Source organism: Blautia faecicola (genome assembly GCF_004123145.1).
Lineage (GTDB): Bacteria > Bacillota > Clostridia > Lachnospirales > Lachnospiraceae > Oliverpabstia > Oliverpabstia faecicola.
The window spans coordinates 2,852,206-2,874,018 of record NZ_SDKC01000001.1; the positions used below are offsets into that span (position 1 = coordinate 2,852,206).

Genomic DNA, 21,813 nt, shown 5'->3' on the forward strand with positions numbered 1-21,813 from the left:
CTGCCCTTTCTTTACATACTGGTTTTACGGATATTTGATTCAAACAGCCGGTTGTAGCCAAGCCATTCGTTCGGATCTTTCGCATTGTCGAAAAGCTCGGTAAATGTTTCCATCTTGGCATCCGTGTTGTCCGCCATATTCAGCGCTGCCGCCTCCATCAGGGCCGGTTTCTTCGGGGAACCGTATTCCAGTTCTCCATGGTGTGCCAGGATGCAATGCTTTAACTCACTCTCCACTTTTGCCGGGAAATCCGGGATCTCACGGATCGCATCGTGGAGCATCTCCGCTCCAATCATAATATGGCCCAGCAACTGTCCGTCATCGGTATAATCATTCATCGGAAATGCAGAAATTTCTTTCGTCTTTCCGATATCATGAAAGATTGCTGCGGTCAGAAGCAGGTCGCGGTTCAGTGCAGGGTAGGCTTTCGTATAAAAATCGCAGAGTTTGGTCACATTTAACGTATGCTCCAGCAGTCCGCCCACAAAACCGTGGTGTACTGTCTTGGCTGCGGAATTGAAGCGGAAGCGTTTGATGAATGCTTCATCCTCCACAAAAAACAGTTCTAACAGACGGGACAGGTATGGATTTTGGATGGTTTTGATAATCGCCATCAGTTCTCCGTACATCTCGTCGATATCACATTTGCTCACCGGAAGATAATCGGTGGGATCGTACTCTCCCTCACGGGCTTTTCTTGCACGCTTGATGTTCAGCTGCAGTGCGCCTGCAAAATTGGTGACATCTCCCATGATTTCAATATAATCCAGTGAATCAAACTCATCAATCCCCAGCGAATTCGGATCCCAGATCTTGGCATCGATCGTCCCGGTCTTGTCCTGCAGAATCACATTTTCATATGGTTTTCCGTTTTTTGTCACTGCTGCCTGTTTATGTTTACAAAGGTAAATTCCGGACACCCGGCATCCCTCAAAAAATTCCTGAATAAATTTCATATAATCTCCTTCCGTCTTTCTGCCTGATTTTCTGTCAGTGAAAATTCCGCAGAAGTTTTGTGGTATAGAAAGCCATCGTCCCTATACCACATTTTTTATCTCACTATTCTTTTTTACAGACTCTTTTATAGTTTATAACGCATCCAGCGTTACGTCAAACACTATTTCCACATATCCTTCCGCACCTTTTCGCATCGCCGTCACTTTGATCTTCTGATCCTTTTTCGACTGATCCAGGCGTGTTCGCAGTCTCGACAGCGTCTCGACACTTTCATTTCCCACTTTCACGATCACATCTCCGTTCTGGATCCCAGCGTTCATCGCCGGAGAATCTTCCTCCACGGAGTTTACATAAATACCTGTAGGAATTCCGGTTTTCTGTGAGAGACTGCTGCTGATATCCTGTCCCCGGACACCGAGATATATCAGATCTTCATTATTTGACAGTTGCTCAATCAGTTTCCGAAGATCCGAGATTGATAATGCCGTCACCACCCCGGTATCCGCCTCCCCGGAAAAAGACTGCGCGATCACACCCACGATCTTTCCGTCCAGATTGACCAGAACCCCGCTTCCCTCGCTGTTTCCCATAATATCCGTCGTAAGCAGATGATATTCACTGTCCACCGTACTTTTCACATTTGTTGTGGAAGTCACCCGGCCGCAGACTACCGAATCCGGATAACCGGACGGACTTCCCAGTGCCAGTACCAGATCTCCCTGATTCACCGAAGATGCGCTTCCCAGTTCACCCACTGCGATTGCATCCCTGGTCTCTTTGCCAAGATCATTTCTCGCAATCTGGATCACTGCGAGTCCTGTGGCTGCATCCTGTTTGACGAAATGACCGTCCACCGTATTGCCATCACAGAAGGTCACAAGGATCCGGTTCACCGTATCCACAACCCGGTATTCCGTCAGCACATAATATTCTTTCCCTGTGTCTGCCACAACAAAGCCGGATGCCTGTTTCTCATCCTCAAAAGAATTATTCATCCAGTCTACATCATTGGTAAATCCCTGTACGATCACCACGGAACGCTTCGGCTCACTTGCCGCCTCCGAGATCTGCTGATACAGGTCCGAATACTCCTGCAGCGTCATCGGCTCTTTGGATGTATCCGCAGCTGTTGTGTCGCTTTCATCGGTCTGATCGTCCCCGTTTTCCTCTTCCGGTATCTCCTGCTGCGGTTCTTTTTCTTCGTCCTCATCCGTCCCGGTTCCGTCCACGATACTCACTCTCGGCTGCTCTTCTTCCGGTTCGAAATAAGGCTCCACCTTTGCAAATACAAAAGCCGCAATCACACCGAACAGCACAGCACCTGCTGCCACTCCCGCCATACTTATCGCGATTTTTCGTTTATCCAGAGGCTTCTTTTTCATCACTTCCCGGTAAAAATCGTACTCGTCCTGCTTGTGATCTTTCTTTTTATCCATACGCGTAGTCTCCTGTTTCTGACTCCAACTGTAACTGCGCCGTTTTCCCTGTATCCGGATATCTCTTCCCATATTCGGAACACATCGAAAAGACAGCTGCTGCCTGAAAATTTCCTTAATATTTTATCAAATAGATATGAACATTTTATGACATAGAGAAAAAACTTTTTCCGCCTCCCTTTTTTGCCTTTCCTTTCCCTGGCAGATAGGGTAAAATAAAGCGTATAGAAAGGATTTAACATTATGAACAACAAAGCTTTAAAAACACTCGAATACACGAAAATCATCGAGATGCTCGCAGCCCACGCTTCTTCCCCTCTCGGAAAGATCCGCTGCGAAGATCTCCTTCCCTCCTGTTCTCTGGGAGAGATTGAATATAAGCAGGAACAGACCCAGGACGCGCTGTCCCGTCTGTTTCAGAAAGGAAACATCAACTTCGGCAGTGCCAAAGATATCCGCGGTTCCCTGAAACGTCTGGAGATCGGAAGTACCCTGGGTATCACCGAACTTCTGCAGATCTGTGCCCTTCTGGACAACACCTCCCGGGTAAAATCCTACGGACGCCGGGAAAAAGAAACTGCACAGCGGGATTCTCTGGACGATCTTTTTGATGCACTCGAACCTCTGCCACTGTTAAATACAGAGATCCGCCGCTGCATCCTCTCTGAAGATGAGATCGCCGATGACGCAAGTGCTGCCTTAAAACAGATTCGCCGTTCGATGAAAGTAACCGGCGAACGCATCCATACACAGCTTGCCGGTATGGTCAACGGTTCCGCCAGAACCTACCTGCAGGATGCCGTGATCACCATGCGAAACGGACGTTACTGTATCCCGGTCAAAGCCGAATACAAAGGACAGGTTCCGGGTATGATCCACGACCAGTCCTCCACCGGTTCCACTCTTTTTATCGAACCGATGGCAATCGTAAAACTGAACAATGAAATCCGCGATCTCGAAATGAAAGAGGCGGCAGAAATCGAAGTCATCCTTGCTTCTTTGAGTAACATGGCTGCCCAGGAACGTGAAAACCTTCGCTATAACCTGGAAAATCTGGTAGAACTGGACTTTATTTTCTCCCGCGCTGCCCTCGCCATGGATATGAACGCCACACGGCCGATCTTTAATACCAAAGGCTATATCAATATCCGCAAAGGCCGTCATCCGCTGATTGATAAGAAGAAAGTCGTGCCGATCGACATTCATCTGGGAAAAGAATTTCATCTGCTGATCGTCACTGGTCCGAATACCGGTGGTAAGACCGTTTCTTTAAAAACGGTCGGTCTTCTTACCCTGATGGGACAGGCAGGTCTTCACATTCCTGCACTTGACCGTTCCGAACTGTCTGTTTTTGAGGAAGTCTATGCGGATATCGGAGACGAGCAGAGTATCGAGCAGTCGCTCAGTACCTTCTCCTCCCATATGACCAACGTGGTTTCCTTTATCGAAAAGGCTGATCCGAAATCCCTCGTTCTCTTCGATGAGCTGGGAGCGGGTACCGACCCGACGGAAGGTGCCGCACTCGCAATCTCGATCCTGAACTATCTGCAAAAGCAGGGCATCCGCGCCATGGCAACCACCCATTACAGCGAGTTAAAAGTCTATGCCCTCTCTACTCCGGGTGTGGAAAATGCTTCCTGTGAATTTGACGTGGAGACGCTTCGTCCTACCTACCGTTTACTGATCGGTGTTCCGGGCAAGAGTAATGCATTTGCCATTTCCAGCAAGCTGGGGCTGCCGTCGTATATTATCGACGATGCGAAACAGCAGATCAGCCAGGAAGACGAATCCTTCGAGGATGTGATCTCCACCCTCGAAGAAAACCGTATCACTATTGAAAAAGAACACATGGAAATCGCCCGCTACAAGTCCGAAGTAGAAGATCTGAAAAAACAACTGGAGACCAAGCAGGAAAAGCTGAACCAGCAGCGTGACCGGATCCTCCGCGAAGCCAATGAGCAGGCGCACGCGATCCTGCGTGATGCGAAAGAATACGCGGATCAGACGATCAAAGACTTTAACAAATTCGGAAAAGCCAATATTTCCATTAAAGAAATGGAAAATAAACGACAGAATCTCCGTAAGAAGATGAACAAGGTCGAAAGCAATATGTCCAAGAAAGAAAAGAAGGTCACAGGCAATCTGAAACCTTCCGATCTGCATCTGGGCGACGGCGTAAAAGTGCTGAGCCTGAACCTCAAGGGAACCGTAAGCACCCTCCCGGATGCGAAAGGGTATCTTCTGGTACAGATGGGTATTATGCGATCCAAGATCCATATCTCCGATCTGATACTGTTACAGGAAGAAACCGTGATCTCCGCACCGAATATGCAGCGCACCAGCGCCGGTAAGATCAAGATGTCCAAATCTTCCTCTGTCGGCATTGAGATCAACCTGCTTGGCCGCACCGTCGACGAAGCCATCGCGGAACTGGATAAATATCTGGATGATGCATATCTGGCACATATTCCAAGTGTCCGTGTCGTTCACGGAAAAGGTACCGGTGCCCTCAGAAAAGGCATCCATAACTATCTACGCCGGGTAAAATACGTCTCTTCTTTCCATCTCGCTGAATTTGGCGAGGGAGATGCCGGTGTTACGATTGTTAACTTTAAGAAATAAAAATAAGTCGCTATAGTACGACAAGGAGTTTTTTATGGTATCCAAACAGAAAATAATGATTGTAGACGATGACAACAACATCGCCGAACTGATATCTCTTTATCTTACCAAAGAATGTTTTGAATGTAAGATTGTAAACGACGGTGAGGAAGCTTTAAGTGTGTTTCCTTCCTTTCAGCCAAACCTGATCCTCCTGGATCTGATGCTTCCCGGTATGGACGGCTATCAGGTCTGCCGGGAGATCCGCCACAAATCCAATGTACCGATCATCATGCTCTCCGCCAAAGGAGAAGTCTTTGACAAGGTACTCGGACTGGAACTCGGCGCGGATGACTATATGATCAAACCATTTGATTCCAAGGAACTGGTTGCCCGCGTCAAAGCGGTTCTCCGCCGTTTCCAGCCTGCCCCTTCTGCTCCGGCAGTACCGGCAGGAAAATACGTGGAATACCCGGATCTGATCATCAATCTGACCAACTATTCCGTTGTCTATCAGGGTGTGACGATCGATATGCCGCCAAAGGAACTGGAACTTTTGTATTTTCTTGCTTCCTCACCAAACCAGGTATTTACCAGGGAACAGCTGTTAGACCATATCTGGGGATATGAGTACATCGGCGATACCCGTACCGTGGACGTACATATCAAACGACTGCGCGAGAAGATCAAAGATCATCCGTCATGGTCCATCAGTACCGTCTGGGGCATCGGTTACAAATTCGAGGTTAAATCCTGATGAAACGAACACTGTATTCCAAATTTATTATGGCGTATATTCTTCTGGGCGTTCTCGGAACGGTTCTGATCGCCACACTGGGATCTTCTCTGATCCAGAATCACATCCTGGAAGATACCGGCGCCGCCCTGTATAAAGAAGCGATCTCTCTCGCCTCCTATCAGGCAAATACCGATTATTCCGACAGTGAAGCTGTGGAAGCTGCCTATAATCAGTTAAAAACGCTCTCTGCCTTTCAGGATTCCCGGATTCTCATCCTGAATCCGTCCGGGCAGCCGTTGATCGATACGAGCAAAGCTTACAGTTCCGAGGCACAAAAAGCAATCAAAAACTTTGATCCGGCGATCATGGGGTCAGACAGTTATATCACAGGCACTTTTCACGGGTATTTTAAGGAAGACATGGTCAGTACCCTGGTTCCGATCACCAAAAATCTGTCCACCAAAGGGTATGTGTCGATCCACCTTCCCATGACCGTGATCATTGATCAGAAAGAATCGGTTCTCGGTCCGGTTTATATCGTGTTTGCGATCCTGCTGCTCTGTTCTCTTCTGATCCTGGCACTCTTTTCTCATTCCGTCTACCAGCCGCTGAAAAAGATCACCGCCGGAGCCAATGAGTACGCCGCCGGAAATCTGGACTATAACATCCCCGTCACCACCAATGACGAGATGGGCTATCTCGCCGATACCCTGAACTATATGTCCGGAGAGCTAAGCAAATCGGGAGAATATCAGCATAAGTTCGTTGCAAATGTCTCGCATGATTTCCGCTCCCCGCTGACCTCGATCAAGGGATTTGTAGAAGCGATCATGGACGGAACGATCCAGCCGGAGATGCAGGATCGTTACCTGAAAATCGTCGTTGATGAGACCGAACGCCTAGAAAAGCTGACGCAGAGCCTTCTGACGCTGGATAAACTCGATTCCAAAGGACGGCCTCTGCATATGAAAGACTTCGATATCAACCGCACGATCAAAAATACGGTAGCCACTTTCGAGGCGATCTGCCGCAAGAAAATGATCACGATCGAACTGCATCTCGAATCGGAAACTTTGATGGTACATGCCGATATGGAACAGATCCAGCAGGTTTTGTATAACCTGATCGACAATGCAATCAAGTTCAGTTCCGATAACTCGATCATCAAAGCGGAAACCTCCGAACGGCACGGTACGGTTTTTGTATCTGTGAAAGATTCCGGTATGGGGATTCCAAAAGAAAAACAGCACAAGATCTGGGATCGCTTCTACAAGATCGATTCTTCCCGCGGCAAGGACCGCAAAGGTACCGGTCTCGGACTTTCGATCGTCCGCGAGATCATTGCCGCACACAATCAGAATATCAATGTCATCAGTACCGAGGGAGTCGGTACCGAATTTATCTTTACATTAGAAAAAAGCAAGGGAACCGGCTGATTCCCTTGCTTTACCTTTTCTTTGATTATTTTTTTATTTCCACTCATACTTGGTCAGATGACCGCCCAACTGCATATGATCAAAATTGTGCTGCCGCAGTGCCTCGTAGAGCACGATTGCCACGGAATTGCTCAGATTCAGCGAACGGATATCGTTCATCATCGGAATACGGATCGCCGTCTCCTGATTTTCCAGTAAGATTTCTTCCGGGATCCCGCCGCTTTCTTTTCCGAACATAATGTAGGCATCTTCCTCATACTGCACTTCCGTATAGGTCTGCGGTGCTTTTGTCGATGCCATATAGATCTTCGCTCCCGGATTCTTCTCCAGGAAATCCTGATAATCGATATACCGGGTGACATCCAGATCATCCCAGTAGTCCATTCCTGCACGTTTGATTGATTTTTCATTTAACCGGAAGCCCAGCGGCTCGATCAGATGCAGTCTCGTTCCTGTTGCCACACAGGTTCGTCCGATATTTCCTGTATTTGACGGGATCTCCGGCTCATAAAGAACAATATTTAACTTTGCCATTTTCTCTTACCCCATTACTTTGTATAACTCATCCGGCTGCGGTTTATCCAGATAACGGACATCCTCACCGTTTCGCAGGATCCGGTCGTTACCGCTGTTGGTACGGCCTACCACAACGGCATGGATACCTGCCTGTTCCAGTTTTCTCACCAGTTCGTGACCATCGTCCGCCGCGATCATCATGGAACCGCTGGACATGATCTGGTAAGGATTGACACCGAAATAATTACAGATTTCCACGGTTTCCTGACGGATCGGGATTTTCTTCAGATCCACTTCCAGACCAACACCGGCTCCGCTCGCCATCTCCCAGAACGCGCCGAAGACGCCGCCCTCTGTTATATCATGCATAGAAGATACACCATGTTTCACTGCGATCCGTGACTCCGGTACCACCGACAGATACTGGTCGAAATCTTTTGCCGTATCGACCAGAACTGCCGGAAATCTTTTTTTGAGTTCTTCTTCTTTTTCTTTCGCGAGAATCGTCGTTGCCTCGAGACCGATCCATTTCGTCACGATGATATCCTGATCCGGGCGGATCTGGGATACCGTGCGCAGATTTTCTTTCTTCATTTTGCCAACACCGGTCACAGAGATCAGTGGCTGTTTTACCACGTTTGTGATCTCGGTATGTCCGCCGAGGATTTCCATATGCAGTTTTTCGCAGGTTTCTTCCGCATCCTGCATCATTTTCCGGATCTCCGGCTCTTCGACGGTATCCGGAAGCATTACGGTCAGCATCACACCCACCGGATCTGCACCGGCTGCAGCCAGATCATTTGCCGTGATGTGGATGCTGTGATGCCCCAGATCTTTTGCGGTTCCCGTGATCGGATCTGTGGACATCACCAAAACTTCATCCTCGCCCACCTCAAGGGCAGCGCAGTCCTGTCCGACCGCCGGACCAACCAGGACTTCCTCTCTTCTGTGTTTTACCTGTTTTAATACCGAACGGATCAATACCGGTTCCGGCAGTTTACCTATCTTCATGTTTTTCTCCTCTACATCTGTCAGCCGCCATACCGGTTCAGCACCACATAGACCTGATTCAGATCGTTGTTTGCTATTGCCGTATACATGGCACTGGACGCCTCTGTACTGCTTGTTTTTACACCGACTTTGTATTTATTCGGTGTCATCTGATAATAACTGTTATTTACTTCTTCTTTGCTGACCTGCTGCCCGTTTTCCGTGACAATTTTCCACAGGCGTGCTTTGTAACCTGTATGGGCACTTTGTGTCTGTGTGATACTGCCAAATGCTTTTTCCGAGTCTGCTGTCAGCTCTGTTGTCGGATTGATCGTTTCCAGCGTTTCGCTTTCATAGGTAACGGTTCTGTCCGCAGATCGATATTCCTGTCCATATAGATTAAAATAGATCTTTCCACCGGAAACATAACCTTCAATATAGATCGGCGCTTCCGTATTATTCACAAACCGAAAATCCTTCGCTCCTTCCGCGATCGCCGCATCCATGGATGGTTCCACGTATTTTACGATCATTGAATGATTGTGGCGTTCCGTCACTTCAAGTTCTGCCTGCAAAACCGCCTGATACAGCGTTGTAGATACCTGGCAGATACCTCCGCCAAACGATTCCACCACCGTACCATTGGCATAAGAGGCTGCCGGTTCATACCCGTTTTCTTCGGTAAATGGTACCATATTATCACAGACGGAAACCTCATCGCCCGGATAAATAACTTTGCCATTCAGTTTGGAGGTTCCGTTTTTTACATTTGTCGCCCTCGCAGCACTGCTGGCAGAATAATCCGTACTTCCCTGTCCCAGGATATCTTTTACCTTTTCCAGTTCTTCCTGAGAACCTTTCGGCTCGGTAATCTCCACATCGAGATCCAGGTTCCCCGGACCATCTCTCCACACATGTTCCAGATAATCCGTTAATTTATCCACAGAGGCATCCTCATTCAGAGAAACCCCACGGACACCGTTCGTGATCTGAAACTGATCATTCTCTCTTGTCAGGTTGTAATCCACTACTTCCCGGTTCATCGGCACACAATATTGTTCCAGTGCTGTCCGCATGCTGTCACTGTCCACCTGCCAGGAAATATCCAGCTGAAGGTCTTCTTTTTCCAGAGCTTTCTTTACTTTATAGCGTCGGATCACATTACCAACCTGTCCCACATCCATCGCCTGCCGGATCGTACCGTCATTATCCCCGGTAACACCCAGTTCTTTTGCTGTCACTCCGGTGGACATGTCATCCATGTGAAGAATGATCTGGTATCCGGTAATCTCGTCTACACGGGACTGCACCGCTTCCTGTGCTTCTTCTTTCGTCATGCCGGACAGATCCACACTTTCCAGATAAATATGATCCAGAATCGTCCGTTCTCCGGTGACAGCATTGTTGGATGTACCGGTGTCAAGGGTTACTTCATCGGTTTCCGCCTGCCAGGTCGGAATCTCATCTTCCTCCTGCACATCCTGATCCGTATCCGCAGCTTTCCCGCCGTTCTCTCCGTCCTCTGTCACAGCTGTTCCTTCACCTGCCGCGCTGTCTTCTGTATCTCCTGCGGCGGCATCTTCGCTACTGTCGCCCTCCTGCGTCGTTTCCGACTGCTGGGCGCTGTCTGTATTCTGCGCGCACCATCCGCTGACCGGCTGCTGTAACATCATTACTCCCGCCAGCAGGGCCGCCATTATTTTCTTCTTCATCTGTATGTCAATCCCTTATAACATTACTTCCAGAATCATCGGAACCACCATTGCAAGTACCAGTATGACTGCAATAATTCCCGCTACGATCTGTCTTCCGTTTTTCTTCCACATATTCATTTTTCATTCACCTCTTCATGCGCCCGTACCGGGCAATAATCGTATCGATTTTCCTGGATGCCTCATTTTTGGTGAGGCTGTCAATAGACACATCCAGTTCTATTTTATGATATTTCACCAGATCATTCAAGTATGCTTTTTGTGCCGGAGTGATCGGACCACGCCGTTTTACTTTATACTGTAACTGTTTCGGCTGAAAGATCCGCTCCTGTCCTTCTTCTGCGATCCGCACCAGATGCTGATACAATTCATGCGTTGCCAGTGCATCGTGATATGCACGGTGGGCGTGCGCCCGATCAATCTGAAAATAGCCGCAAAGATTCGTCAGACTCCTGCTCTCCAGATCCGGAAGCAGGATTCTTGCGATCTTCAGCGTATCGATCCCGTTTTTCTCAAACGGGATTTTCTGATCCGCCGCCTGATGTTTCAGAAAGCTGTAATCAAAGATCAGATTATGCCCCATCAGATCCTGTTCCCCGCAGAAATCCAGAAATGCCCGCACTGCTTCTGCCGGTGTCGGCTGTCCTTCCACCATTTCCTGTGTAATTCCCGTCAGTTCCCGGATCCGCTCCGGAATCTTCATCTGCGGATCTGCAAACATACAAAACGTATCGGTCACCTCTCCGTCCAGAACCTTGACTGCTCCGATCTCCAGGATCCGATCCTGAGACGGATACAGCCCCGTGGTCTCCAGATCCACAACCACATAGCTGGACGGACATGCTGTTTTTTCCATCGTGTTTTCTTTTCCTTTCTCTTACATTATGTCAACTACCGGTAATTTTACCGTTTTCGCATCGTACGTCAGTACATCCCTGCTCCGGTAATCAAACAGGATCCAGCACGCTTCCCTCGCACCGGTATCCGGATCATAGTCCATCCGTTCCAGATGCGTCATACGCGCCAGCTGTTTTTCATCGTATCCTGCATATTCCGGCAGATACGCATGTGTCTCTTCTTCCTTCAGATAAAATTGCCGGATCTCTCTCTTATACGCTTTCAGATCCTTCGCCCATGCCGGCCGGGTCTTCATATTTTCTCTTGCGTATAGATCATAAATCATCAGCTGGCGGTAATATTCCATCTGCTCTTCCTCTACATATTCCTGCAGGAATTCCTGCAAAATCTCGTATCGGCGGATTCTGGTATGTGAAATGTTCATATACCCCTTTTTGTCATAAAATACCCCCAGCGCTTCATACAGCGCAAATGGATTGTCAAATAATTTTTCTATCGCAAGCAGGGTTTTCCCGAACTGATTACTGTTATAGTAGACTTCCACCATCTCTTCCACCAGTTTCAGCCGCAGAACGTCCTCATATGGCAGCCATTTGGTATACAGCACCTCGTAAGGCTCCCGGCTCTGGCAGACACAACCGTACTCCGGTGCCGCCTGATACATAAAGGATCCCTTTAACATTTTCAGAAATCCCAGCTGCAACTGCTGCGGCCGCAGACGGTAGACATCGCAGAAGGATTTTGCAAAGGAAGTATAATCTTCATAGGGAAGTCCCGCGATCAGATCCAGATGCTGGTGTACGTTATGCCCTTCCTGCACCCGTGTCACCACCTCGGATACCTGGGCAAAATCCATTTTCCTGTGGATCTCCCGGATCGTATCCGGATTCGTCGACTGCACACCGATTTCCAGCTGGATCATTCCCGGACGCATTGTGCGGATCAGTGCAATCTCTTCCTCATTTAACAGATCCGCTGCCACCTCAAAGTGAAAATTCGTAATTCCGTTATCGTGAGCGATCAGATACTTCCAGATTGCCATCGCATGATCGTGCTTGCAGTTAAAGGTTCGATCCACGAATTTCACCTGCGGCACATTATGATCCAGGAAAAACTGTAATTCCTCTTTTACCAGTTCCAGATCACGGAACCGCAGTTTCTTGTCGATTGAGGAAAGACAGTAGCTGCAGGAGAACGGACACCCTCTGCTCGACTCATAATAAATGATGCGGTTTTCAAATTTTTTCAGATCTTTGTAGACAAACGGAATCGTACTCAGATCCGTGATTCCTCTCCACGGATTTTCCTGAATCTGATCCCCGTCCCTGTAGGTAATTCCATCAATCTTCGCCAGTTCTGAGATGCCTTCCAGATAAAATCCAGCCAGTTCCAGGAACGTCACTTCTCCTTCGCCTTTCATCACACCTGTCACTTCCGGGTGCTCCTCCAGCACCTTCCGCGCATCATAGGACACTTCTGGTCCTCCCAGCCAGATCGCAGTGTCGGGAAGCACTTTATGCACTTCCCGGATCAGATTCTTCACATAGGAAATATTCCAGATATAACAGGAAATGCACAAAACCTCCGGATGATCACGATAGATTCCCTTTAAAATATCATCCAGATTCTGATTGATCGTATATTCCGCCAGACCGATCCGGTCCTGATATTTTTTCGCATACGCCTTTAAGCTGTATACCGCCAGATTGGAATGGATATATTTTGCATTGATTGCTGCCAACAAGATATGTTTTCTTTCTGCCATTGCATTGTAACCTCCGAATGGCTCTTATTATACTGTATCTCTCCGGTTATCTCAATAGCCACTCGCCGTTTCCGGTTTGCAAATATATGAATTTTATGTCTCTGCCCCTGTATTTTTTTACAAAATTCGAATTTTATATCTTGCGCTTTCAAAAAAAGTATGCTAATATATATCTCGAGCTTGCCCAGATAGCTCAGTTGGTAGAGCAGAGGACTGAAAATCCTCGTGTCACTGGTTCGATTCCGGTTCTGGGCATTATCGGTTGATCCGATAGAAAGAACTTAAAACTTTTTCAAAAAAGTTTTAAAAAGTTCTTGACAATCTCGACTGACTAATATATAATACATTATGTTGTCAGCGACAAACACTTGCGGGTGTAGTTCAATGGTAGAACACCAGCCTTCCAAGCTGGATACGTGGGTTCGATTCCCATCACCCGCTTTTAACTGAATATCAGTTATTTATGCACGAGTGGCTCAGTGGTGGAGTATCGCCTTGCCAAGGCGAGGGTCGCGGGTTCGAATCCCGTCTCGTGCTTTTTTGTTATCTAAAAACAGGAACGGTAAACTTTGCCGCTCCTGTTTTTAAATTATTCATTTCTGCTTACTATTCCAACTAACAGCAAACTAAGTATCCCCACTCCCAATAACACTCCAACACATTTCATTATTTCGTTATTTGTATACTCATTCTTCGGAAGAATTCCATACTTATAGTAAGAATAACTGACATGATCCGTTGTATATGCCGTTATCGTATCTCCCACATGATACTCTGAATATATCTTTCCCGGCACTTGCATCCGCTTATCATAATCATATCTTCTTCCATTTTGATAGTAGAAGAAATAATTTTCTGATATGGAATCGTCCGTAGTAACAGCTTCGCTTCTTTTATCTGTGATCTCAATGTCTTCTAAAAAATAATCTTTTCCCTCTACCATAGATTCCATTTGTGTCTTGAAGGCATTTGACGTTACAATTATCTTTCCCCATACACCCAGGAAAGCTATCATTAAAATAATAAGAATTCCAAAAAAGAGAATTTTTTTCTGTCTTCTATTTAATATTTCTTTTTGTTTTTTGTTCTTAACCAGCTTATTACTCATGGTAACCTATTTTCAGCTCCCCAATGTTCAAACTTTTTATTAAAAAAAGAGAAACGCTGTATCTTCAACGTTTCTCTTCTCTTCGACTACTGCCGCAGACCGGAATCGAACCGTTTTAAGCAATCACAAATACTGATAGAAAGGGGCTTTGAGGACTTCATCACGGTCTGGGTGTTCAAAAAGTGTTCAAATGTTTCTCATTCACAAACCGTATTTTTACTTGTAAAATGCTTCAATAGCTTGTGCTAAGAAATCAGCAGTACCTTCACCATATTTCTCATCAGTCATAGACTTAATTCTTTCGTTGCGATAATACTGTGCCTGTGCCATCATAAAACCTTGTTCTTCTTTTATTTGTGAAAACTGCTTCATAAGTAAGCCATATTCTTCAACAACTTCTTGAACTTCCGAAGAATTTACATCACAATTTCTTTTTGCAATTAGTTTTTGCAAAACTGCTTCTATTCGTTTGTTGTAACTGTCAGCTACGTCTTTGCTAATAGGATTGTTGACTACAGATAAATATTTTTCTTTTCCTCCATACCACTCAACAACTTTGGCATAGCCTTTTTGCATTTCTTCTGATGAGACTGCCTCAATATAATGCTTTTTCCATTCTTCAACACTTCCAAACTCTTTGACAGCAAGTTCTTTCATATTGTCGGGCATATGTTCAAGCATAGTTTGAAACATTTCTTTCACTTCTGTTTTACTGAAAATTGCAAAATCCATTTTATTCTCTCCTTTCAGAATATCATCAATGCTGGTAATCAGACGTTCCATACGTTCTTTTTTTGCTACCAACATTTTTCTCTGCATTTGCAAAAGCTGGTTTCTTTCAAGAACCGGGTTATCCATAACAGCTTTGATTTCTTTCAATGGAATATCAAACTCACGGAAAAACAAAATCTGCTGTAATGTTTCCAATGCCTTATCGTCATAAAGCCGGTATCCCGCATCACTTTTTTCTGTTGGCTTTAACAATCCAATTTCATCATAATAGTGAAGCGTGCGAACGCTGATACCTGTTAAATCTGATATTTCTTTTACTGTCCTCATAACTGCTGACCTCCTGTTCCTGATAAGATAACTTTAATCTATGACGTTCCGTGAGAGTCAATAGTTTTCAGTTCAATAAATTGATTTTTCATCTCAACAAGCTGGAATTTGTAATTACATTCCATACATATTGGCATTCTTTACAATCACTCTATCTCCTTTTTCTAATTGTTCCTTAGAAACTCCTCTTAACCCAAGTCCAACATGTTCTGTTTTATATCCACAACCATTTGATTTTCGTTCTTTTGTATGTATATCGATGGTAGTAATTATAGTCTCTAATACACCTCCATTTGTTTTATAAACACACGCATTTTCTCCTTCTCTACACATTCCTGTTGATATGTTTCCTGTGGCAACTGTTCCAACCCCCATAATTGTAAATACATCATCAATAATCAATTCAAAGTCTTCTTTTAAACATAATGGAACATCTAATCTGTTCATATACTCTTTTTCTCGCTCTTTTTTGTTTTTACCAAATAATCCCATAGTGTTTCTCCTTTATAACTTCAAGATTGTCTAATTCTCCCCCCACATTATAGTTCCATTTTCTAAGCAATTCAATAAAAAAGAATAACATAACAACACACCACCTGTGCTGTCTGCTATCCTTTTCGACTTACCACCATTATTCATTTGCTGTCCGTATCTTTCAAAGACTAACGTTCCGCAGGATGCCCAGAGCGACGGTTCCTAACAGGGCGGAGGGTCGGCTGGGCAAGTGGACGGTTCTCTACACATTCCCTATTCTGCCAGATATTCTATCGCCGATTCTCTTCTTCCCTCATATTTGTCTTTCGCAAGAAGTTCATTGATAAAACACAGCAGTTTCTCCGTGTCATCATCGTCCAGTAAATCCATTTTCACCAGTATATCAAGTTCTGTCTGGTTCTTTGGATGTACGGATACTGGCTGGGACATATCAACCACTACTTTCAGCCGATTGGTTTTCTGTGTAGTTTCAATATCCGTAGTCAGTCCCATGACATGGCTTTTACTTACTCCAAATATCTGCGACAGCTTTTCCCATATAGATTCATCTCTCGGTGTTCCATTGCCGTTCTCATAGTTTGTCAGCATACTCTGCGAAATACCCAGTTCTTTTGCCAGTTCCGCAACCGTGATATTGCTTTCTTTTCTCAATTCTTTTATTTTGTTCACGTTCAAGCACCTCCTTCATAAGCACATTATATTTCAAGATTTTCCGTCCGTCAATCTTTTTATCGGATATTCAGATATTTTCTATTGACATTCTGCAATGCTTGTTTTATCATAAGATTATCTTAATATCTGATAATCAGATATCCATAAGGAGGTGAAACGATGATTAGAGGAAATGACTTTATTTTAAATCCAGACAAACTGCAAGAGGAATTTCAGTTAGTAGAAGTTTCTGACTGGGTAGACTTTTCTACAAAAGAAAAATTAGGATTCTACTATACAGTTCTTCTTCCAAAATTAAAGTTTGAGAAAGTCAAAGTAGGCATTAAAGCCAACACAGCGATTGTTACCAACGAGGAACTTGAACAAAAAGGGCAGATTCCAGTCTCATTTGATGGCTTACATACTTGGGCTAGTCTCTATAATGGACGTCTTTCTGTCAAAGCAGAAGCTTCCAATATCAGAAAAGTGGGAATGAAATAATTTTTCCCATTATGTCAGCCAGTCAGTGCCGGACAACGTCATAGGTGCTGAACTGGCTGACCTCTATACTTGATATATAAAACAACATCTTCCGAAAACAATCGGAACATTCATTACAAAAATTGGGATATGAGGTGAGATTCGTGAGCAAAACAAAAGAGTGTTTTGCATACAATACGAAAATCATTGAAACTCCTACTACAAAAGAAGTATATATTTACGAAAACCCTATTTTTATTCACTCGAAAGAAAAGGTAGATTTAACAGACACAAGTAACCAAAAAAAATTTGATGAAATGTCAGCTCATAAGCAATATGACAGTTTAAAACGCAAGCAGAAGCATTACGAACAGGCTCGTTGGGATATTGCCCGTATTGTTGACTGCAACTTTGATAACAAAACAAAATTTGTAACGCTGACATTTAAAGAAAACATTCAGGAAATCCTGATAACTAACCGAGAATTTAAGTATTTTATCCAGCGATTAAATTATTATTTGTACCATACCAAAACCCAGTTATTAAAATACCTTGCAACGTGGGAGAAACAGAAGCGTGGAGCAATCCATTATCATGTTATTTTCTTTGATTTTCCGTATATAGCAAAAGAAAAATTACAGAATTTATGGTCACATGGATTTATTAAAATCAATCGCATTGATGTAGACAGCAAAGAAAACAGAGGTCGTTATCTTAGCAAGTATTTTGGAAAAGACCTTGATTTGAAAGAACATAAGAAAAAAGCCTTTTTTAAATCTCAAAATCTGAAAGTTCCACACGAAACAAAAGTCATGCTGACCGAAGACATTTTACATGACTTACAAAAAGAAAATATCGTCTTTCAGAAAGAATACACAAGGCAAATTTACGATACCAACGCTTTCTTATCTACTGGTTCATGCTTAAAGGACAGCCGTGTTATCTACATCAAAATAAAAAAAGAAAATCCTTGCGTAAAGGGGGAATCTTATGGATAATCCCGTTACGTTCTCAGATATAACATTATTGAATACGTTAGCCACCTGTGCTAACATGACCACAGATGAAGTCTTCAAAGATTTTAAAATTATGGCAAATAAAAAAATCTTGGAGAATCACAAATATGAAATTTATTACTCAGAATCAGAAAAAAGCTGGCGTACTTATTTACCCGATGAAACCAAACCTAACAAACGCCGTCCTGTTAAGAGGAAGAGTAAAGAGAACCTTGAAAAAGAAATCATCAGATTTTATATTGAAAAGCAGAAAGCTGAAAACTGTCAGAATATCACACTGGAAGAATTATATGCTGAATGGCTTTTGTATAAAAGAGATTATACTTCCGTAAAAGCAAAAACAATTCAAGAATATGTATCTGAATGGAATAGATTTTTCAAAGATACAGAACTTGTTAAAATGAAGATAGGCGAAATCAAACCAATCACGCTTATCCGCTTTTTCAGAGAAGCTACAAAAGACCGACAGTTCACGCACAAGCGAGTCAGTAATGCCCGTTCTGTTTTGAATGGAATAATGAGTTATGCGATCGAAGAAGAAATTATATCACATAATCCTGTCTCTGATGTGAATTTCAAACAGTTTACCTATAAGCCATTAGAAGTACAAAGTGACAATGTATTTTCCCGTGATGATACGCATAAGTTATTAAATTATCTTCGGTGTATCATAGAGCCATATTCTCTTGCAATACAGTTATCTTTCTATCTGTTTATCCGTGTTGGAGAAACAAAAGCTATCCGTTGGGAAGATATTGACTACAATAACAGGCTTGTATATCTTCACAGACAGGCGACCTGTGAACGTACATTGAATGATGATTTAACATTCTCAAGCCGAAAAGTAAAAGTAGTAAATCAAATGAAAGGAAATACTTCTCATGGATTCCGTAAACAGTTCCTTACAGACGAAGCACTTAAAATTCTTCACAAAGCAAAGGAATTAAATCCAAATGGAATATATGTCTTTGAACCCAACGGCGAGATTATGACAACAGACAGCTTTAATCGCCGTTTGAAGAAATATTGCAAAGAAGCCGGTGTTCCTTATCATTCCAGTCATAAAATCCGCTTTTACAATGCTTCAACAGCTTTTGACGGAAATAATCTTACAACCCTTAGTTATTTAATGGGACATAGTGAGACAGCTACAACATTGCATTACTTGCGGAATGTCAATAAGAGGAAGAATGACAGGCTTGCTTTTCAGAATCTTGGTATTTCATCATAAAGTGTTCAAAGGTGTTCAAACATTTTAAAACAAAAAAATAAGAGAAACGCTGTAAATTCAACGTTTCTCCCATTTTTACCTAATGCCGCAGACCGGAATCGAACCGGTACGGGTATCACTACCCACGGGATTTTAAGTCCCGGGCGTCTGCCAGTTCCGCCACTGCGGCGTATACATATGAATACGGCTTCCATCGTGGGCATACATGCAAGCACTGTCCCAGCTAGCTAACTTTCATACGTACTAATGGATGGAGGTGGATTCGAACCTTTTTGCTATCATTTCAGACAGTTTCGATTCGTTACTACCTTTATCCGATGGATGGAGGTGGATTCGAGCCTTTTTGCTATCATTTCAGCAATTTCAACTCTGAACTACCTTTATCCTAATGGATGGAGGTGGATTCGAACCACCGAAGCAATTTGCAGCAGATTTACAGTCTGTCCCCTTTGGCCACTCGGGAATCCATCCATATCTTGTCAAAGCATTCACACGCTCTGACAAGATAGAATTATAGCGCAATCTTTTTTAAATTGCAAGTCTTTTCTAACTGATTTGCAAGATATTTTTAGTTATTGGAAACTGTGGATGCATCTCTCTCTTTCTCAGCAGCTTCTTCCTCTTTCTTCTGTGGAAGTTCACATCCCCTGCACAGGATAATGGCTTCCAGTGGGGACATCTCCAGTTCCAGATAACCTGCCACTACCTGGTATTCTTTCTGTTCCATGTCGTAGGCGATAGCATTGCTGTCAAGAATCCGTGTCATGGTGGTGTCGATGGTTCTGCTGATACCGGTTTCCCATACTGGGATTTCTACTTTCTTGTTTTCGTTGTTGTTATTGATGACAACAACTACCTGTTCGTTCTCATTGAATCGGCCAAAAGAAATCAGATTATAATCTTCTTTGAGCATTTTCAGAGATCCATATTTTAACACCGGAAGTTCTCTGTGCATCCGGATCGCATCCCGGTAGAACTGTAACAGATACTGGTCTTCATGTCCCCACGGATACGTTCTCCGGTTATCCGGATCGGTGAATCCACAGACACCGGCCTCATCGCCATAATAAACTGTAGGTGCACCCGGCCAGGTCATCTGAATGGCAACGGCTTCTCTTAAAATCGCTTTATTGATTCCTTCTTCTGCCGCTCTCGCACCCACTGTGTTGATACGTCCTACCCGGCTGTTAGTTCTCGTAAGGAATCTGGAGTGATCATGGTTATCCAGCTCGTTCATTGCCGTCAGAAGAGACGGTGCATAGAACCGGGAGCCGTTGTAACGCATGGAATCACGGAAGCTCTCTGCATTTCCTTTCAGTTCTTGCCGGTACTGATCGCTGTGCTTCTCAAGACCGGTCAGGAACCAGGAAACCGGCTCCATAAACGCATCGTAGTTCATAACGGTATCCCACTGATCGCCCTGCAGCCACGGGCTCACATCTCCATAATGTTCGGCAATGATGATTGCCTCCGGATTGGCTTCTTTTACCATCTTACGGAACTTTCTCCAGAACTCATGATTGTATTCGGCACTGTATCCCAGGTCTGCTGCCACATCGAGACGCCATCCATCTACGTTAAACGGCGCAGAAACCCATTTTTTCGCGATACGCAGAATATCCTTCTGTAATTCCTCGGAGTCCTCAAAATTCAGCTTTGGAAGCGTATTATGCCCCCACCAGCCGTCATAGAATTCATTGTAAGGCCAGCAGTGTTCGTTATGGAACTTGAAAAAGTGATGATACGGACTGTCACTGCTGATAAACGCACCCTTTTCATATCCCGGCTGATTCTCATAGATCCGTTCCCTGTCCAGCCATTTGTTAAAGGATCCGCAGTGGTTAAATACACCGTCCAGGATCACTTTCATGCCTCTCTTGTGGATCTCCTCCACCAGCTCGATAAACAGCTGATTGCTGGCTTCCAGATTTTCTTTGTTGGTCACACGGTCAATATACCGTTTGGCATGGGTATTGTCTTTGTCCCAGTCCGCCAGCAGATTTCCCTCATCATGAACAATTTTTCCAAAATGCGGATCCACATAGTCATAATCCTGAATATCGTACTTGTGGTTCGACGGTGAGACGAAGATCGGGTTCAGGTAGATGACTTCCACGCCAAGATCCTGCAGATAGTCCAGTTTATCCATGACACCCTGCAGATCGCCGCCGTAGAAATTGTTGACATCCATATTGTCCGGAATCTTGCTCCAGTCCTCGATCCGTCTGCTGTGGCTGGAAATGTAAAAATACTCATTTGTCAGCACATCATTTGAAGAATCGCCGTTATAAAAACGATCCACAAAGATCTGATACATCACCGCCCCCTTTGCCCAGTCCGGTGTGTGGAATCCAGGAACGATACCAAACGAATACTGTTCCTGTAACTGTCTGGTCACACCCAGTTCATTATAATAACAGACAATCTTGCCTGCCTGAATCTCAAAATAATAGTGGATCGGATCGTTTCCTACCGGGATCTCGATCGCATAATAATCAAATCCTTCCCGACTCTCCGCCACTTTCATCTCTTTTCGGATCGCGCCGCTGATAAAATAAACGGCATCCACATTGTTTTTCATCGTCCGGAATCGAACCGTCACAACATCTCCCGCTTCCGGCTCCATCGGAGTTCTGTACTGTGCTGTCTCGTCGCTGTATAATGCCCGTTTGTTAAATACCGGACGCATTTTATTGATATATTCCTGTACGCGAAGTACATTATTCAAATCTTCCATGTTTTCCCTTCCCTTCTCGCAGTCGC

Annotated in this window: 18 protein-coding genes and 5 tRNA genes; 9 read left to right on the forward strand and 14 right to left on the reverse strand. The window is 44.5% G+C overall.

Features of this window, described 5'->3' with window-relative positions:
- Positions 1-11 precede the first annotated feature (11 nt).
- Together ETP43_RS12870 and ETP43_RS12875 are read right to left on the reverse strand one after the other, a co-directional pair.
- Positions 12-956 (reverse strand): 3'-5' exoribonuclease YhaM family protein, encoded by a 945-nt coding sequence (locus tag ETP43_RS12870; protein WP_129258498.1) that lies wholly within the window; start codon positions 954-956, stop codon positions 12-14.
- A 132-nt stretch (positions 957-1,088) separates the two neighbouring features.
- Positions 1,089-2,393: a S1C family serine protease gene (locus ETP43_RS12875; protein ID WP_164979708.1), complete on the reverse strand. Its 1,305-nt coding sequence runs from the start codon at positions 2,391-2,393 to the stop codon at positions 1,089-1,091.
- Between the two features lie 243 nt (positions 2,394-2,636).
- Here ETP43_RS12875 and ETP43_RS12880 point away from each other — a divergent pair, with 243 nt between their 5' ends.
- Genes ETP43_RS12880 through ETP43_RS12890 form a run of 3 tightly spaced genes read left to right on the forward strand, consistent with a single transcriptional unit; the run spans position 2,637 to position 7,169 of the window.
- Entirely contained in the window at positions 2,637-5,015 is a 2,379-nt protein-coding gene (locus ETP43_RS12880) for an endonuclease MutS2 (protein WP_129258502.1), read from the forward strand.
- A gap of 34 nt (positions 5,016-5,049) precedes the next feature.
- Complete coding sequence (locus tag ETP43_RS12885) at positions 5,050-5,751, forward strand: response regulator transcription factor (protein ID WP_022398549.1); 702 nt, start codon at positions 5,050-5,052, stop codon at positions 5,749-5,751.
- Positions 5,751-7,169, forward strand: a complete 1,419-nt coding sequence (locus tag ETP43_RS12890) for a HAMP domain-containing sensor histidine kinase (protein WP_129258504.1) — start codon at positions 5,751-5,753, stop codon at positions 7,167-7,169. The genes ETP43_RS12885 and ETP43_RS12890 overlap by 1 nt, the downstream gene beginning before the upstream one ends.
- A 33-nt stretch (positions 7,170-7,202) precedes the next feature.
- On the opposite strand, the gene trmL is transcribed toward ETP43_RS12890, so the two are convergent.
- The 5 genes from trmL to ETP43_RS12915 form a co-directional block, all read right to left on the reverse strand.
- Positions 7,203-7,703, reverse strand: coding sequence for a tRNA (uridine(34)/cytosine(34)/5-carboxymethylaminomethyluridine(34)-2'-O)-methyltransferase TrmL (trmL, locus tag ETP43_RS12895; protein WP_022398547.1), 501 nt, complete (start codon positions 7,701-7,703; stop codon positions 7,203-7,205).
- A 6-nt stretch (positions 7,704-7,709) separates the two neighbouring features.
- On the reverse strand, positions 7,710-8,696 hold the full coding sequence (locus tag ETP43_RS12900; protein WP_129258506.1) for an AIR synthase family protein: 987 nt from the start codon (positions 8,694-8,696) through the stop codon (positions 7,710-7,712).
- Positions 8,697-8,716: 20 nt separating this feature from the next.
- Positions 8,717-10,387 carry a VanW family protein gene (locus ETP43_RS12905; RefSeq protein WP_129258508.1) on the reverse strand — a complete coding sequence of 557 codons (1,671 nt, stop codon included), beginning with the start codon at positions 10,385-10,387 and terminating at the stop codon, positions 8,717-8,719.
- Positions 10,388-10,514: 127 nt separating this feature from the next.
- Positions 10,515-11,243 carry a 3'-5' exonuclease gene (locus ETP43_RS12910; protein WP_022398543.1) on the reverse strand — a complete coding sequence of 243 codons (729 nt, stop codon included), beginning with the start codon at positions 11,241-11,243 and terminating at the stop codon, positions 10,515-10,517.
- A 21-nt stretch (positions 11,244-11,264) separates the two neighbouring features.
- Positions 11,265-13,010: a B12-binding domain-containing radical SAM protein gene (locus ETP43_RS12915; RefSeq protein ID WP_129258510.1), complete on the reverse strand. Its 1,746-nt coding sequence runs from the start codon at positions 13,008-13,010 to the stop codon at positions 11,265-11,267.
- Positions 13,011-13,192: 182 nt separating this feature from the next.
- On the opposite strand from ETP43_RS12915, the gene ETP43_RS12920 reads away from it, so the two are divergent.
- The 3 genes from ETP43_RS12920 to ETP43_RS12930 all read left to right on the forward strand — a co-directional run bounded on the left by ETP43_RS12920 (position 13,193) and on the right by ETP43_RS12930 (position 13,547).
- Positions 13,193-13,265, forward strand: a tRNA-Phe gene (locus tag ETP43_RS12920).
- Between the two features lie 115 nt (positions 13,266-13,380).
- A tRNA-Gly gene (locus ETP43_RS12925) sits at positions 13,381-13,451 on the forward strand.
- 24 nt (positions 13,452-13,475) lie between these two features.
- Positions 13,476-13,547, forward strand: a tRNA-Gly gene (locus tag ETP43_RS12930).
- Between the two features lie 52 nt (positions 13,548-13,599).
- Here ETP43_RS12930 and ETP43_RS12935 read toward each other — a convergent pair.
- From ETP43_RS12935 to ETP43_RS12950, 4 genes are all read right to left on the reverse strand, one after another.
- Entirely contained in the window at positions 13,600-14,118 is a 519-nt protein-coding gene (locus ETP43_RS12935; protein ID WP_129258512.1) for a hypothetical protein, read from the reverse strand.
- A gap of 216 nt (positions 14,119-14,334) precedes the next feature.
- Positions 14,335-15,177 carry a MerR family transcriptional regulator gene (locus ETP43_RS12940; protein WP_117657612.1) on the reverse strand — a complete coding sequence of 281 codons (843 nt, stop codon included), beginning with the start codon at positions 15,175-15,177 and terminating at the stop codon, positions 14,335-14,337.
- Positions 15,178-15,291: 114 nt separating this feature from the next.
- The gene (locus ETP43_RS12945; protein WP_105309479.1) at positions 15,292-15,669 is read right to left on the reverse strand and encodes a hypothetical protein; all 378 of its coding nucleotides are present in this window, start codon (positions 15,667-15,669) and stop codon (positions 15,292-15,294) included.
- A 255-nt stretch (positions 15,670-15,924) separates the two neighbouring features.
- Positions 15,925-16,341, reverse strand: coding sequence for a helix-turn-helix domain-containing protein (locus ETP43_RS12950; RefSeq protein WP_055150624.1), 417 nt, complete (start codon positions 16,339-16,341; stop codon positions 15,925-15,927).
- Positions 16,342-16,503: 162 nt separating this feature from the next.
- Between ETP43_RS12950 and ETP43_RS12955 the strand changes: the two genes are divergently transcribed.
- From ETP43_RS12955 to ETP43_RS12965, 3 genes are all read left to right on the forward strand, one after another.
- Positions 16,504-16,824, forward strand: a complete 321-nt coding sequence (locus ETP43_RS12955; protein WP_005330993.1) for a hypothetical protein — start codon at positions 16,504-16,506, stop codon at positions 16,822-16,824.
- 143 nt (positions 16,825-16,967) lie between these two features.
- Entirely contained in the window at positions 16,968-17,801 is an 834-nt protein-coding gene (locus ETP43_RS12960) for a rolling circle replication-associated protein (RefSeq protein WP_181951946.1), read from the forward strand.
- On the forward strand, positions 17,794-19,050 hold the full coding sequence (locus ETP43_RS12965; protein WP_129258514.1) for a tyrosine-type recombinase/integrase: 1,257 nt from the start codon (positions 17,794-17,796) through the stop codon (positions 19,048-19,050). The genes ETP43_RS12960 and ETP43_RS12965 overlap by 8 nt, the downstream gene beginning before the upstream one ends.
- Before the next feature lie 83 nt (positions 19,051-19,133).
- On the opposite strand, the gene ETP43_RS12970 is transcribed toward ETP43_RS12965, so the two are convergent.
- From ETP43_RS12970 to ETP43_RS12980, 3 genes are all read right to left on the reverse strand, one after another.
- A tRNA-Leu gene (locus ETP43_RS12970) sits at positions 19,134-19,219 on the reverse strand.
- A gap of 220 nt (positions 19,220-19,439) precedes the next feature.
- A tRNA-Tyr gene (locus ETP43_RS12975) sits at positions 19,440-19,521 on the reverse strand.
- A 97-nt stretch (positions 19,522-19,618) separates the two neighbouring features.
- Positions 19,619-21,787 carry a glycoside hydrolase family 13 protein gene (locus tag ETP43_RS12980; RefSeq protein WP_129258516.1) on the reverse strand — a complete coding sequence of 723 codons (2,169 nt, stop codon included), beginning with the start codon at positions 21,785-21,787 and terminating at the stop codon, positions 19,619-19,621.
- Between the last annotated feature and the right edge of the window lie 26 nt (positions 21,788-21,813).

Coding starts and splice junctions, on each gene's coding strand:
- ETP43_RS12870 (WP_129258498.1), bottom strand. CDS start 956: ATGAAATTTATTCAGGAATTTTTTGAGGGATGCCGGGTGTCCGGAATT.
- ETP43_RS12875 (WP_164979708.1), bottom strand. CDS start 2,393: ATGGATAAAAAGAAAGATCACAAGCAGGACGAGTACGATTTTTACCGG.
- ETP43_RS12880 (WP_129258502.1), top strand. CDS start 2,637: ATGAACAACAAAGCTTTAAAAACACTCGAATACACGAAAATCATCGAG.
- ETP43_RS12885 (WP_022398549.1), top strand. CDS start 5,050: ATGGTATCCAAACAGAAAATAATGATTGTAGACGATGACAACAACATC.
- ETP43_RS12890 (WP_129258504.1), top strand. CDS start 5,751: ATGAAACGAACACTGTATTCCAAATTTATTATGGCGTATATTCTTCTG.
- trmL (WP_022398547.1), bottom strand. CDS start 7,703: ATGGCAAAGTTAAATATTGTTCTTTATGAGCCGGAGATCCCGTCAAAT.
- ETP43_RS12900 (WP_129258506.1), bottom strand. CDS start 8,696: ATGAAGATAGGTAAACTGCCGGAACCGGTATTGATCCGTTCGGTATTA.
- ETP43_RS12905 (WP_129258508.1), bottom strand. CDS start 10,387: ATGAAGAAGAAAATAATGGCGGCCCTGCTGGCGGGAGTAATGATGTTA.
- ETP43_RS12910 (WP_022398543.1), bottom strand. CDS start 11,243: ATGGAAAAAACAGCATGTCCGTCCAGCTATGTGGTTGTGGATCTGGAG.
- ETP43_RS12915 (WP_129258510.1), bottom strand. CDS start 13,010: ATGGCAGAAAGAAAACATATCTTGTTGGCAGCAATCAATGCAAAATAT.
- ETP43_RS12935 (WP_129258512.1), bottom strand. CDS start 14,118: ATGAGTAATAAGCTGGTTAAGAACAAAAAACAAAAAGAAATATTAAAT.
- ETP43_RS12940 (WP_117657612.1), bottom strand. CDS start 15,177: ATGAGGACAGTAAAAGAAATATCAGATTTAACAGGTATCAGCGTTCGC.
- ETP43_RS12945 (WP_105309479.1), bottom strand. CDS start 15,669: ATGGGATTATTTGGTAAAAACAAAAAAGAGCGAGAAAAAGAGTATATG.
- ETP43_RS12955 (WP_005330993.1), top strand. CDS start 16,504: ATGATTAGAGGAAATGACTTTATTTTAAATCCAGACAAACTGCAAGAG.
- ETP43_RS12965 (WP_129258514.1), top strand. CDS start 17,794: ATGGATAATCCCGTTACGTTCTCAGATATAACATTATTGAATACGTTA.
- ETP43_RS12980 (WP_129258516.1), bottom strand. CDS start 21,787: ATGGAAGATTTGAATAATGTACTTCGCGTACAGGAATATATCAATAAA.